This window comes from Pseudomonas oryzihabitans (genome assembly GCF_007665395.1).
Classification (GTDB): domain Bacteria; phylum Pseudomonadota; class Gammaproteobacteria; order Pseudomonadales; family Pseudomonadaceae; genus Chryseomonas; species Chryseomonas psychrotolerans_C.
In genome coordinates this window covers 57,207-69,663 of the sequence record NZ_VDND01000011.1, presented here as the reverse complement: position 1 = coordinate 69,663, position 12,457 = coordinate 57,207, and the positions used below count along the sequence as shown (strand labels likewise).

General features: G+C 66.3%; 11 protein-coding genes. All 11 read left to right on the top strand.

Features of this window, described 5'->3' with window-relative positions; genetic code table 11:
- Positions 1 to 28: 28 nt before the first annotated feature.
- The 11 genes from proW to FSV73_RS20100 all read left to right on the top strand — a co-directional run bounded on the left by proW (position 29) and on the right by FSV73_RS20100 (position 12,234).
- Complete coding sequence (proW, locus tag FSV73_RS20150; protein ID WP_145010461.1) at positions 29 to 985, top strand: glycine betaine/L-proline ABC transporter permease ProW; 957 nt, start codon at positions 29 to 31, stop codon at positions 983 to 985.
- 46 nt (positions 986 to 1,031) lie between these two features.
- Entirely contained in the window at positions 1,032 to 2,057 is a 1,026-nt protein-coding gene (gene proX / locus FSV73_RS20145) for a glycine betaine/L-proline ABC transporter substrate-binding protein ProX (RefSeq protein ID WP_145010458.1), read from the top strand.
- Positions 2,058 to 2,102: 45 nt separating this feature from the next.
- Entirely contained in the window at positions 2,103 to 3,167 is a 1,065-nt protein-coding gene (locus FSV73_RS20140; RefSeq protein WP_145010455.1) for a GlxA family transcriptional regulator, read from the top strand.
- 94 nt (positions 3,168 to 3,261) lie between these two features.
- Positions 3,262 to 4,578 carry an NAD(P)/FAD-dependent oxidoreductase gene (locus FSV73_RS20135; protein WP_145010452.1) on the top strand — a complete coding sequence of 439 codons (1,317 nt, stop codon included), beginning with the start codon at positions 3,262 to 3,264 and terminating at the stop codon, positions 4,576 to 4,578.
- Positions 4,579 to 4,628: 50 nt separating this feature from the next.
- Positions 4,629 to 5,531, top strand: a complete 903-nt coding sequence (locus tag FSV73_RS20130; protein WP_145010449.1) for a dihydrodipicolinate synthase family protein — start codon at positions 4,629 to 4,631, stop codon at positions 5,529 to 5,531.
- A gap of 2 nt (positions 5,532 to 5,533) precedes the next feature.
- A complete protein-coding gene (locus FSV73_RS20125) occupies positions 5,534 to 7,024 on the top strand; it encodes an aldehyde dehydrogenase (RefSeq protein ID WP_145010446.1) in 1,491 nt (496 codons plus the stop codon).
- 132 nt (positions 7,025 to 7,156) lie between these two features.
- Positions 7,157 to 8,014: a DMT family transporter gene (locus FSV73_RS20120; RefSeq protein WP_145010443.1), complete on the top strand. Its 858-nt coding sequence runs from the start codon at positions 7,157 to 7,159 to the stop codon at positions 8,012 to 8,014.
- 137 nt (positions 8,015 to 8,151) lie between these two features.
- Entirely contained in the window at positions 8,152 to 9,606 is a 1,455-nt protein-coding gene (locus tag FSV73_RS20115; protein WP_145010440.1) for an amino acid permease, read from the top strand.
- Between the two features lie 93 nt (positions 9,607 to 9,699).
- Entirely contained in the window at positions 9,700 to 10,578 is an 879-nt protein-coding gene (locus FSV73_RS20110; RefSeq protein ID WP_145010437.1) for a GntR family transcriptional regulator, read from the top strand.
- A 78-nt stretch (positions 10,579 to 10,656) separates the two neighbouring features.
- Complete coding sequence (yejK, locus tag FSV73_RS20105) at positions 10,657 to 11,664, top strand: nucleoid-associated protein YejK (RefSeq protein WP_145010434.1); 1,008 nt, start codon at positions 10,657 to 10,659, stop codon at positions 11,662 to 11,664.
- A 132-nt stretch (positions 11,665 to 11,796) separates the two neighbouring features.
- Entirely contained in the window at positions 11,797 to 12,234 is a 438-nt protein-coding gene (locus FSV73_RS20100) for a hypothetical protein (RefSeq protein WP_145010431.1), read from the top strand.
- Positions 12,235 to 12,457: the final 223 nt, after the last annotated feature.

Sequence of the window (12,457 nt, the reverse complement as noted above, 5' to 3'; positions counted from 1 at the left end):
GCGCTCTGGCGCGCCGGAGGCCCCGCTCATGTCCGATTTTAGCCTACTCGACCCCTTCAAGACGCTCACGGTCCCCGTCGGGTCCTGGGTGGAAGCCGCCCTGCGCTACCTGGTGCACAACTTCCGCGAGGTGTTCCGCTCCATCCGCTGGCCGGTGGATCAGGTGCTGGAGGGCATCCAGACGGCCCTGATGTCGGTGCCACCCACGGTGTTCATCCTCCTCGCCGCCCTGCTCGGCTGGCAGATCGGCGGGCGCCGCATCGGTCTGCTGACCCTGGTCATGCTCACCGCGCTGGGACTGATCGGGGTCTGGAACGACGCCATGGTCACCCTCGCCCTGGTGCTCACCTCCCTGGTGTTCTGCGCGGTGATCGGTATTCCGCTGGGCATCCTCAGCGCCCGCAGCGATCGCCTGGAGCTGTGTATCCGCCCGCTGCTGGACGCCATGCAGACGTTGCCGGCCTTTGTCTACCTGGTACCGGTGGTGATGCTGTTCGGCATCGGCAACGTGCCGGGCGTCATCGTCACCATCATCTTCTCACTGGCACCGCTGGTGCGACTGACCAACCTGGGCATCCGCCAGGTACCGGAAGACAAGATCGAAGCCGCCCGCGCCTTCGGCTGCACGCCTTGGCAGATGCTGCTCAAGGTCCAGCTGCCGCTGGCGGCGCCGACCATCATGGCCGGGGTCAACCAGACCCTGATGCTGGCGCTGTCGATGGTGGTGGTGGCCTCGATGATCTCCGTCGGCGGCCTCGGCCTCATGGTCCTCAGCGGCATCGGCCGCCTCGACATGGGCCTGGCCAGCGTCGGCGGTATCGGCCTGGTGCTGCTGGCGATCTTCCTCGATCGCTTCACCCAGGCCATGGGCGAGCGCAGCGCCCACCTGGCCACCGGACAACGGTGGTACCACAGCGGGCCCGTCGGCCTGCTGGTGCGACTGGCCGGCAAGAAAAAAGCGCTTCCCCAACCAGTTACCCCTTGAACGTGCCTTTCATCCCCCAAAACCACCAGACAGCGACAGGTGCTCGATGAATCTTTCCGCATGCAAGAAAGCGCTCCTGACCGGCTTCGCCGCCTCCTTCCTCGGCCTGGCCCTGAGCAACGCGGTCCACGCCGCCAGCGCTGACCAGCCCGGCGCCGGGGTGAAAGTCACGCCGATCTTCCCCACCATCGCCGAAGAGCGCTTCCGCGGCGAGATCGCCATCGCCGGCCTCAAGGCACTGGGCTACAACGTCCAGGCGCCCAAGGAAACCGACTATCCGGCACTCTTCCTGGCATTGTCCTACGGCGACGCCGATTTCACCGTGCACATGTGGGAGCACCTCCACGCCGCCTTCTATGACAAGGCCGGGGGCGACGACACCATGGTCAAGGCCGGCAACGTGATGCCAGGCGTGCTGCAGGGCTTCATGATCGACAAGAAGACCGCCGACCAGTACCACATCAAGGATGTCTCGGACTTCAAGAAGCCGGAGATCGCCAAGCTGTTCGACAGCAACGGCGACGGCAAGGCCGATCTCACCGGCTGCAACCCTGGCTGGGGCTGCGAGCTGATCGTCGAGCACCAGCTCAAGGCCTATGGCCTGAATGACACCGTCACCGACAATCGCGGCTCCTACTTCGCGCTGATGGCCGACACCATCCAGCGCTACCGGGACGGCAAGCCGATCTTCTACTACACCTGGGTTCCGCAATGGATCTCCGGCGTGCTGGTGGAAGGGCGCGACGTGGCCTGGCTGCCGGTGCCCTTCACCTCCTTGCCCGACGGCAAGAACGACGTGAACACCACCTTCTCGGGCAAGAACCTGGGCGCCCCCATCGACAACGTCCAGGCGGTGCTCAACAGGGACTTCGCCCAGAAGAATCCCGCCGCGGTCAAGTTCCTCGCGGAGCTGAAGGTCGCCACCGCCGACGAAAGCGCCCAGAACCTCAGGATGCAGAAGGGCGAGAAGTCGCTGGACGACATCAAGCGCCAGGCTGCGGAGTGGATCAAGGCACACCAGAGTGAATGGGACGGCTGGCTGAAGGACGCCCGCGCGGCGGCGAAGCAGTAATCGTCGAGCCCGGATGAAGGCAACGTCAGTGGAGGTTGGCAGGCCATGGCCGAACATTTTCAGAGCGTACTGAAGGTACGCAACCAGGACTTCAGCCAGAGCGGAGTCTTGTCCAGCCAGTGCATGCAGGTCGCCTTCATCCTGCTCGACCAGTTCTCGCTAACCTCCTTTTCCACGGCGCTCGATGTGCTGAGCACCGGCGCTGCCTTGGAACGCGGCGTGAATTACCGCATCAGCACGTGGTCGCTTGAAGGCGGCCTGATCCACAGTGACGTCGGCGTGGCGATTGACACCCAGCAGTTGATGCTGGGCCGCCTGCAGCATCAGCTGCTGGTCGTCGTCGGCGGTCACCGCGTAAAGCTGCAACCCAGCACCACCTTGAATCGCGTGCTGCGCCGGGCAGCGACTACAAGGGCGGTGATCTGTGGACTTTGGAACGCGGCCTTCCATCTCGCTGAGGCTGGTTTGCTGGAGGGTGAGCCCTGCGTCTGTCATCCCGACAGCAGCGCGCCCATACGCGAATATCACCCGGCGCTGACCCTCGGCCACAGTGGTTACGCGGTGGGCCATCGCGTGGGCACCTGTGCCGATGCGTCCGCAGTGCTCGATCTGATGCTCGAACTCTTGAAGCCCTGCGCATTGAGACAGCGCACGGCCGAAGAGGAGATCAGACGGATCCATGGTTCTGGAAGTGAAGCGCCAAGCCCCCTGGTCAGCTATTCATCCGTCAGCAATCAGAGGATGCCCCAGCCACTGCGCTTGGCCGTGTCGCTCATGGAAGAACACATCGAAGAGCCGCTGGACATCGGTGCCATCGCCAAGCGAGTGAACCTCTCCAGGCGACAGCTGGAAAGGAGCTTCGTCCGTCACCTTGATGCGTCGCCGCTGCGCTACTACGTGGAGCTGCGCCTGACGCGGGCTCGACAACTGATCGTCCATAGCAACCGGGCGCTGACTCAGGTTGCCCTCGCCACCGGATTCGTCAGTTATCCGCACTTCCACAAACGCTTCAAAGACCTGTTCGGCTTGCCGCCCTTGATCTTTCGCGAACGCCATGACCGACAACGCCAGCATCGGCCAGTAGCGGCCTACGTACCCGCCATGACTTGAACCACCGCCAGCAACGACCTGCTCCCCGTGGAGCAGGCAAGCCCTGTGCGCCCTGCGTTCAGGCCAGACTCCTCCATCAAGACGGTTGCGCACCATGAAAGTCCAAGCCCTCCCCGCTGACGACAACACCTGTGGCTGGTACCACACCAGCGCTCCGCGCATGCCCCGGCCCAGCCATCGTGGGCATAGCGAAGCACCGTGGGTAGTGGTTGGCGCCGGTTTCACCGGGCTCGCCGTGGCGCGGCAACTGGCGCTGAACTTCCCCAGCGACGAGGTGATTCTGGTGGAAGCCCAGGAAGTCGGCCTCGGGCCGGCCGGGCGCAATGCCGGCTTCGCCATCGACCTGCCCCACGACATCGGGGCCGAGGACTACATCGGCGACATCCGTATCGCCCGTACCGTGCTCAAGCTGAACCTGAGCGGCCAGGACTACCTCCGCGAGCAGGTCGAGCGCTTCGGCATCGACTGCCAGCTGAAGGCCTGCGGCAAGTATCAGGCGGCCGTGGAAGCGCGCGGCCTGGCGGTGCTCGACGCCTACCGGCGCGGCCTGGACAAGCTCGACCAGCCTTACCAGATGATCGAGCAAGATGCCCTGCCCGACCACCTGGGAACGTCCTTCTATCAGCGCGCGCTCTACACCCCCGGCGCCGTGCTGATCCAGCCCAGCGCCCTGGTCAAGGGACTGGCCGACAGCCTGCCGGCCAACGTCACCCTCTATGAGCGCACCCCGATCCAGGATGTCGACTACGGCCCGCGCCCCGAGCTGCGTCACGCTGCCGGTCGCATCGCTGCCGGCAAGCTGGTGCTGGCCAACAACTCCTTTGGTCAGCACTTCGGCTTCCTGCAGGGGCGCATGCTGCCGATCTTCACCTACGGGAGCCTGACCCGACCGCTGACCCGCGAAGAACAGGGCCGCCTGGGCGGCAAGCCTTACTGGGGCACCATTCCTGCCGACCCCTTCGGCACCACTGTGCGGCGCACCCCCGACCAGCGTCTGCTGATCCGCAACAGCTTCAGCTTCAACCCCGACGGGCGCAGCAATCCCAAGCACCTGCAGCGGGTCCTGCAACGCCACCAGGCCTCCTTCGCCCGCCGCTTCCCGATGCTGCCCCAGGTGACCTTCGAGTACACCTGGGGCGGCGCCCTGGCCATGACGCGCAATCACAACGGTTTCTTCGGCCAGCTGGCGACCAACGTCTACGGCGCCCTGGGCTGCAACGGCCTGGGCGTCACCCGCGGTACCGCCACCGGCAAGCTGCTGGCCGACTGGCTGGCCGGCGAGCGCGACGAACTGATCGATTTCCTGCTGGCCGCGCCCGGACCCAACGCCAATCCGCCACAGCCGTTCCTCTCGGCCGGCGTCAATTTCAACCTCTTGTGGGGACAGTACCGCGCCGGCTGCGAAAGCTGACGGTTGCACCCTCCCCGCTGACATCCGTGCAACCTCTGGAGGCTCCACCCATGAACTTCGACGGCATCTACACCCCGGCCATCACCCCGCTCAAGGCGGACGGCGCCATCGACCAAGCCGGCTTCGCCCAGGTCCTGGAATACCTGATCGAAGCCAAGGTGCACGGCATCGTGGTCGGCGGCTCCACCGGCGAGTACTACGCCCATAGCGGTGAAGAGCGCCTGGCGCTGATCGCCCAGGCCTGCGACGTGGTGAGCAAGCGCCTGCCACTGGTGATCGGCACCGGCGCCATTCGCACCGAGGACTCGGTGCAATTCGCCCAGGCCGCTCGTGAGCACGGCGCCGACGCCCTGCTGGTCGGCACCCCGCCCTATGCCCTGCCGACCCAGCAGGAAATCGCCGAGCACGTGTTGACGGTGGACCGCGCCGCCGACCTGCCGATCATGCTCTACAACTATCCGGGGCGGATGAACGTGGCCATGGGCGAAGACTTCTTCGCCGCCATTGCCGGCTGCCGCAACGTCCAGTCGATCAAGGAAAGCAGCGGCGACATGGCCAGTCTGCACCGCCACGCGGTCAAGCGCCCGGACCTGCAACTCTCCTGCGGCTGGGACGACCAGGCCCTGGAGTTCTTCGCCTGGGGCGCGCGCAGCTGGGTCTGCGCCGGCTCCAACTTCGTGCCGCACGAGCATGTGGCGCTCTACCAGGCCTGCGTGCTGGAGCAGGACTTCGCCAAGGGGCGCCGGATCATGGCGGCCATGCTGCCGCTGATGGATTACCTCGAAGGCGGCAAGTTCGTGCAGTCGATCAAGTACGGCTGCGAACTGGCCGGCCTGCCCAACGGCGGCGTGCGTGCTCCGCTCAAGGGCATGACCGCAGCCGAGCAAGCCGAACTGGCGCAGGTGATCACCGCGCTGAAGAGCAACGTCGCCCGTATCGTCCAAGGAGCCTGACCATGACCGATCTGCTGAGCAAAGCCGCCTACGCCGACCTCGCCGCCACCCTCGAGCTGCGCACCCAGGCCTTCATCGACGGCGCCTTCGTCGCCGCCCAGAGCGGCCAGACCTTCGTGACCACCAACCCGGCCACCGGGGCCGAACTGGCCCGCGTGGCCGCCTGTGACGCCGCCGACGTGGACGTCGCCGTGGCCGCCGCCAAGGCCGCCTTCGAGGACGGTCGCTGGAGCGGTCTGCACCCTTCCGTGCGCAAGGCCGTGCTGCAGAAGTTCGCCGCCCTGCTCGAGGAGCATGCCCATGAATTGGCGGTGGTCGAGAGCCTCGACAGCGGCAAGCCGGTGCGCGAATGCCAGACCATCGACGTGCCGGAGACCATCAACACCCTGCGCTGGCACGCCGAGCTAATCGACAAGATCTACGACGCCACCGCCCCCACCGGGGCCGGCGCCCTGGCCATGGTGGTACGCGAGCCCATCGGCGTGGTGGGTCTGGTGCTGCCCTGGAACTTCCCGCTGCTGATGCTGGCTTGGAAGATAGGTCCGTCGCTGGCTGCCGGCTGCTCCATCGTGGTCAAGCCGGCCAAGGAGACCACCCTGAGCGCCCTGCGCGTGGCCGAACTGGCCCACCAGGCTGGGATACCGGCAGGCGTCTTCAACGTGGTGCCTGGCGGAGGCAAGGAGGCCGGCGAACCCATCGGCCGTCACCCGGATATCGCCGCGGTCAGCTTCACCGGCTCCACCGACACCGGTCGGCTGTTCCTCAAGTACGCCGCCGAATCCAACCTCAAGCGCATCGTGCTGGAACTGGGCGGCAAGAATCCCGCCGTGGTGATGAGTGACGTCGAGGACCTCGACCAGGTCGCCCAGCACGTGGTCAACGGCGCCTTCTGGAACATGGGCGAGAATTGCTCGGCGTCGTCGCGGCTGATCGTTCATCGCGACGTAAAGGATGCCCTGCTGGAGCGGGTGCAGGTACATCTGCAGGACTGGCAGTTGGGCGATCCGCTGGATCCCGACAATCGTCTGGGCTCGATGGTCAGCAAGGCGCACTTCGACAAGGTGCGTTCCTACCTGGAACATGCCAGCGAGCAGCAGCTCAAGGTAGTGACCGGTGGCGCGACCCGCGAGGGCGTCTACGTCGAGCCGACCATCATCGACGAAGTGGCGCGCGACAGTCGCCTGTTCCGCGAGGAGATTTTCGGCCCGGTGCTGAGCGTCACCCCCTTCGACACCCTCGACGAAGCCCTGGAGCTGGCCAACGACACCGCCTATGGCCTGGCCGCCTCGGCCTACACCGGCAACCTGCGCAACGCCATCAAGCTGGCCCGCGGCATCCGCGCCGGCATCGTCACCGTCAACTGCTTCGGCGAGGGCGATGCCTCGACCCCCTTCGGCGGCTACAAGGAGTCGGGCTTCGGCGGGCGCGACAAGTCGCTTTGGGCCCACGACCAGTACACCGAGATCAAGACCATCTGGATCGACGCGTCCTGACGCTGCCCCCAGTCCGCCGTCGCGAGACGGCGGACTGATCTTCAAGCACTACCGGCGCTATTTGCGGCCATCCGCACGAGGCCGCAGGCTCGGCGCCCATCGATCACCCTTCGCCGCCAGCGCCGCTCCCCCATGAACTCTGACGACAAACGTATCGGGATCAGTCTCTGCCTGACCTCAATGGCCGCCTACGCGATCCAGGATGGCATCACCAAGGTACTCGTGAGCGGCATTCCGGCCACCCAGATCGTGATGATCCGCTGCTGGGTGCTCCTGCTACTAGCGCTGGTCTTCGCCGCCAGCCGACGCGGCATCTGGCAGTCGGCCCGGAGCAGCCAACCGGTCAAGCAGACGCTCAGGGCCCTGCTGGGCGTGGCCGAGACCTACCTCTTCATCGTCGCCCTGCGGCACCTGGGTCTAGCGGAGACCCATGCGATCTACGCCGTCTTCCCGATCCTCACCATAGGCCTGGCCGGCCTCTTTCTCGGTGAACGGATTTCTCCGCGGCAGTGGCTGGCGGTCGCCATCGGCTTCGTCGGCACCCTCGCCATCATCCGACCTGGCTTCGGTGTATTCAGCCGCTATTCGCTGATCCCGCTGCTGGCGGCCCTCCTGTTCGCCAGCTACAACATCCTCACCCGGCGCATGAGCCGCCAGGACGATCTGGCTACCAACCTGCTCTACCTCGGTTTCTGGGGCGCGCTGCTGACCACCCTGGCAGGCCTGCCGCAATGGCAGACCCCGACGCTGTGGCAGACCGCGCTAATCCTCGCGCTGTCGCTGTGCGGAGTGACGGCCCAGTTGCTGTTGCTACAGGCACTGAAATACACCGCGGCTGCGACCCTGCAGCCGTTCAACTACAGCCTGCTGCTGTTCGCCTCGCTCATCGGTATCGCCCTGTTCGGCGAACGGCTGGACCTGTCGCTGGTGATCGGCGCCGTGCTGGTCGTGGTGGGTGGAATGCTGTCGCTCGGTCGACTGGGGCGCTGAACGCGGCGCCCTGCCGACGACTGCCTCCCCCGGCCTACCCGCGGCCTGCTAAGCTGCGCGGCTTTTTCGCCTCCGCCGAGACAGACACCGCCAGAGTGATCGTCAGGAGGCCCGTTCAACTGCCAGCTGGAAACCCCATGTCCACCCCTTCCCCGAGCCTGCAGCGGCGGCTCAAGCCCCGTCACCTCAACATGATCGCCATCGGCGGCTCCATCGGCACCGGCCTGTTCGTCGCCTCCGGCGCCACCGTGGCCACGGCCGGTCCGGGCGGCGCCCTGGCGGCCTATGCGCTGATCGGCCTGATGGTCTACTTCCTGATGACCAGCCTCGGCGAGATGGCCGCCTACCAGCCGGTATCGGGTTCCTTCTCCATCTATGGCAGTCGTTTCGTCGAAGACGGCTTCGGCTTCGCCCTCGGCTGGAACTACTGGTACAACTGGGCGGTGACCATCGCCGCCGAACTGGTGGCGGCGCAGCTGGTGATGGGCTTCTGGTTCCCCGAGGTGCCGGGGCTGCTCTGGAGCGCGCTGTTCCTCGGCCTGATGTTCCTGCTCAATGCCGTGTCGGTGCGCGGCTTCGGCGAGAGCGAATTCTGGTTCGCGCTGATCAAGGTCGCCACCGTGGTGGTCTTCATCGGCCTAGGCCTGGCCGCCATCCTCGGCATCTTCAGCGGCATCGAGCCGCCGGGGCTGTCGGTCTTCACCCAGGGCGAGGCGCCTTTCGTCGGCGGGCTGCAGGCCATGGTGGGCGTCGCCATGATCGCCGGTTTCTCCTTCCAGGGCACCGAGCTGATCGGCATCGCCGCCGGGGAGTCGGAAAATCCGCGCAAGAACGTGCCCATCGCCATCCGCCAGGTGTTCTGGCGCATCCTGATGTTCTATGTGCTGGCGATCTTCGTCATCGGCATGCTGATCCCCTACACCGATCCGCGGCTGTTGCAGAACGATGCCACCGACGTCTCCGTCTCGCCGTTCACCCTGCTGTTCGAGCGCGCCGGCCTGGCCTTCGCCGCCAGCCTGATGAACGCGGTGATCCTCTCGGCGGTGCTCTCCGCCGGCACCTCGGGCATGTACGCCTCGACCCGGATGCTGCACAGCCTGGCCGAACAGGGCAAGGCGCCGCGGCTGTTCGCCCGCGTCGCGCGCAATGGCGTGCCGCGCAATGCCCTGCTGGCCACCACGGCGGTGGGCGCCCTGTGCTTCTTCACCTCCCTGGTGGGCGACAAGGCGCTCTATGGTTGGCTGCTCAACACCTCGGGCATGTGCGGTTTCATCGCCTGGCTGGGCATCGCCGTATCCCACTACCGCTTCCGTAAAGGCTACCTGGCCCAGGGCCGCCGCCTGGAAGACCTGCCCTACCGCGCCACGCTGTTCCCCTTCGGTCCGCTGCTGGCCTTCGCGCTGTGCCTGGTGATCACCCTGGGGCAGAACTACGCCGCGCTGTTCGGACCGAACGGGGTCGACTGGCTGGGCCTGGCCGCTACCTACATCAGCCTGCCGCTGTTCCTCGCCGTCTGGCTGGGCTATAGAGTCAAGCACCGCAGCCGGCTGGTGCAGCTCCAGGACATGGACGTACGCCCCGGCGCCGAGTGAGGGCGCTGCCCCGGGAGACCCGCCAGGCCGGCTGCGCCCGGCGGCTCCCGTGCTAGCATTCCCGACCCTTCCCGCCGATTCGCCAGCGCTGCCATGGGCAACACCCTCGCCTCCCGCCTCATTCCCGACATCCTCGGCTACATCGCCGCCCACCAGTTGGCGGTGGGCACTCGGCTGCCCGAACGGACGCTGGCCGAGCGACTGCGGGTGTCGCGCTCGCCGGTGCGCAGTGCCCTGCAGCAGATGGCCGACCAGGCCCTGCTCATGCGCCATGCCGATGGCGGCTTCGCGGTGGCCGCCGCCGCCCTGGTCGCCACGCCCCAGGCGCGCGAAGAGGTATCGGCCAGCGAACGCCTGTACCTGGCCATCGCCCGCGACCGCATCGAGGGCGAGCTGCCGCTGAAGGTCTCGGAAAACGAGCTGATCCGCCGCTACCAGGTCACCCGCGGGCAACTGGCCGACATCCTCCGCCGCATCGTCCAGGAAGGCTGGGCCGAGCGGCTGCCAGGCTATGGCTGGAGCTTCGTCGAGGGCCTCGTTTCGCCCGCCGCCTATGCCCAGAGCTACCGTTTCCGCCTGCTGCTCGAACCGGGCGGCATCCGCGAGGCCGACTTCACCCTGGATGCCGAAGCCCTGCGCCGCTGTCGCGACGAGCAGCAACTCCTGGCCGAGGGCCGGGTGTTCGAGGCCTCGCCGGCGGAGATCTTCGATGCCAACACCCGCCTGCACGAGACCATCGCCCGCTGCTCGGGCAATGCATTCATCCTCGACGCCCTGCGCCGGCTCAATCGCCTGCGGCGGCTGATCGAATACCAGAAGTCGGTGGATCGCGAGCAGGCCCAGCGTCGCTGCCAGGAGCACCTGCAGCTCATCGACCTGCTGCTGGCGGGCCGCCGCGAGGAGGCGGCGCTGTTCATGACCCGGCACCTGAACAATGCCGCCGAGGAGAAGCAGGAGCTGGCCGCCTCCTGAGGCTGCGGCGTCAGGGGCCTGCCCGGCGGCGCGCCTGGGCGTTAGACTGGCGGACTTTTCCCGTTACCCGAGTCCGCCATGCCGATCCGTCACGCCATCGTCCATCTGATCGACAAGAAGCCCGACGGCCAGCCCGCGACCCTGCACGCGCGGGACGCCGAACTGGCCGACTCCCAGGCCATCGAGAACCTGCTGGCCGATCTCAACGACAGCTACAACGCCAAGCCCAACAAGGCCTGGGGCCTGTTCCACGAGGAGTCCGGCGCCTATCCCTTCAGTGGCTGGCTCAGCACCTACCTGGAGGGCGAGCAGGACTTCGTCGCCTTCAGCCGGCAGGCGGTGGAGCACCTCAAGGGGCTGATGGAGAGCAGCAACCTCTCCACCGGCGGCCACGTGCTGTTCGCCCAGTACCAGCAGGGCATGACCGACTACCTGACCATCGCCCTGCTGCACCACAGCGAAGGGGTGACCGTCACCGAGACCCTGGACGTGGCCCCGGCCAAACACCTGGACCTTGGCCAGCTGCACCTGGCGGCGCGCATCAATCTCTCCGAGTGGCGCAACAACAAGCAGTCGCGCCAGTACATCTCCTTCATCCGCGGCAAGGGCGGCAAGAAGGTCTCGGATTACTTCCGCGACTTCATCGGCTGCCAGGAAGGCGTCGACGCCAAGGGCGAGACCCGCACCCTGCTCAAGGCCTTCAGCGACTACGTGGAAAGCGAGGACCTGCCCGAGGAAGCCGCCAAGGAGAAGACCGATACCCTGGTGGACTACGCCAGCAGCCAGGCCAAGCGCGGCGAACCCATGGCCCTGGACGCCCTCTCCGAGCTGATGGACGACGAGGCGCCGCGGGCCTTCTACGACTACATCCGCAACAAGGATTACGGCCTGGCGCCGGAGATCCCGGCGGACAAGCGCACCCTCAATCAATTCCGCCGCTTCACCGGTCGCGCCGAGGGGCTGTCGATCAGCTTCGAGGCGCACCTGCTGGGTTCGCGCATCGAGTACGACGAAGGCCAGGACCTGCTGATCATTCGCGAGGTGCCCAGCCAGCTCAAGGACCAGCTCAAGCGGCGCAAGGACTAGCGACCGTCGAGCCGCCCGACACCCGGGGTTGCAAACGAAGTCACCGATCGGGCGCCCCCGGCTGGACAGGCGCCGGCCAAAGGGGGCACAAGATGTCCCTTCTTTTCCTTCACTGCCGAAAAAGTCGAAATCATGAGCCAGTACCCCTTCGAACGCCGCATCGTCATCACCCTGCAATCGAATAACGAGCTGACGCTCGACGCCGCCCTCGACCAGGCGGTGTCGCGCATCAAGCAGGGTGAGATCCATGGCGGCGACGAAGGCCTGGCCACCGCCTACAGTTTCCATGTGGATACCGTGGCCGAGGGTCCGTCCGGGCCGGTGGACCTGAGCGAATACCTGGGCCGCCCGGCCACCAAGGCCGAGCAGAGCGTGGTGGACAGTGGCGTCATCCCGCGCTTCCGCCTGGGGCAGGAGGTGGCCGTGCAACTGGGCAATGGTGCGATCAAGCCCAGCAGCATCCAGGAAGTGCGCCTCTTTCCCCAGGTAGAAGGCCCCTGCTGGCTGTACCTGGTGGAAGAACGCGTCCACCGTGACTACCTGCCGGCGAAGAAGCTGCGGGCGATCTGAAGGGGGCTTGGTGGTCATGTTGGGCTTCGCTGCGCTCAGCGCCAATCTACCAGCCGCGTAGGTTGGGCTGAGACGGCTCCATCGTCGAAGCCCAACATGAAAGAGCCGATCTGGGATTGTTGGGCTTCGCTGCGCTCAGCGCCAACCTACGGATCTTGCGTAGGTTGGGCTGAGACGGCTCCATCGTCGAAGCCCAACATGAAAGAGCCGATCTGGGATTGTT

Coding starts and splice junctions, on each gene's coding strand:
- FSV73_RS20110 (WP_145010437.1), top strand. CDS start 9,700: ATGGGCAACACCCTCGCCTCCCGCCTCATTCCCGACATCCTCGGCTAC.
- FSV73_RS20120 (WP_145010443.1), top strand. CDS start 7,157: ATGAACTCTGACGACAAACGTATCGGGATCAGTCTCTGCCTGACCTCA.
- FSV73_RS20135 (WP_145010452.1), top strand. CDS start 3,262: ATGAAAGTCCAAGCCCTCCCCGCTGACGACAACACCTGTGGCTGGTAC.
- FSV73_RS20140 (WP_145010455.1), top strand. CDS start 2,103: ATGGCCGAACATTTTCAGAGCGTACTGAAGGTACGCAACCAGGACTTC.
- proW (WP_145010461.1), top strand. CDS start 29: ATGTCCGATTTTAGCCTACTCGACCCCTTCAAGACGCTCACGGTCCCC.
- FSV73_RS20125 (WP_145010446.1), top strand. CDS start 5,534: ATGACCGATCTGCTGAGCAAAGCCGCCTACGCCGACCTCGCCGCCACC.
- FSV73_RS20130 (WP_145010449.1), top strand. CDS start 4,629: ATGAACTTCGACGGCATCTACACCCCGGCCATCACCCCGCTCAAGGCG.
- yejK (WP_145010434.1), top strand. CDS start 10,657: ATGCCGATCCGTCACGCCATCGTCCATCTGATCGACAAGAAGCCCGAC.
- FSV73_RS20115 (WP_145010440.1), top strand. CDS start 8,152: ATGTCCACCCCTTCCCCGAGCCTGCAGCGGCGGCTCAAGCCCCGTCAC.
- proX (WP_145010458.1), top strand. CDS start 1,032: ATGAATCTTTCCGCATGCAAGAAAGCGCTCCTGACCGGCTTCGCCGCC.
- FSV73_RS20100 (WP_145010431.1), top strand. CDS start 11,797: ATGAGCCAGTACCCCTTCGAACGCCGCATCGTCATCACCCTGCAATCG.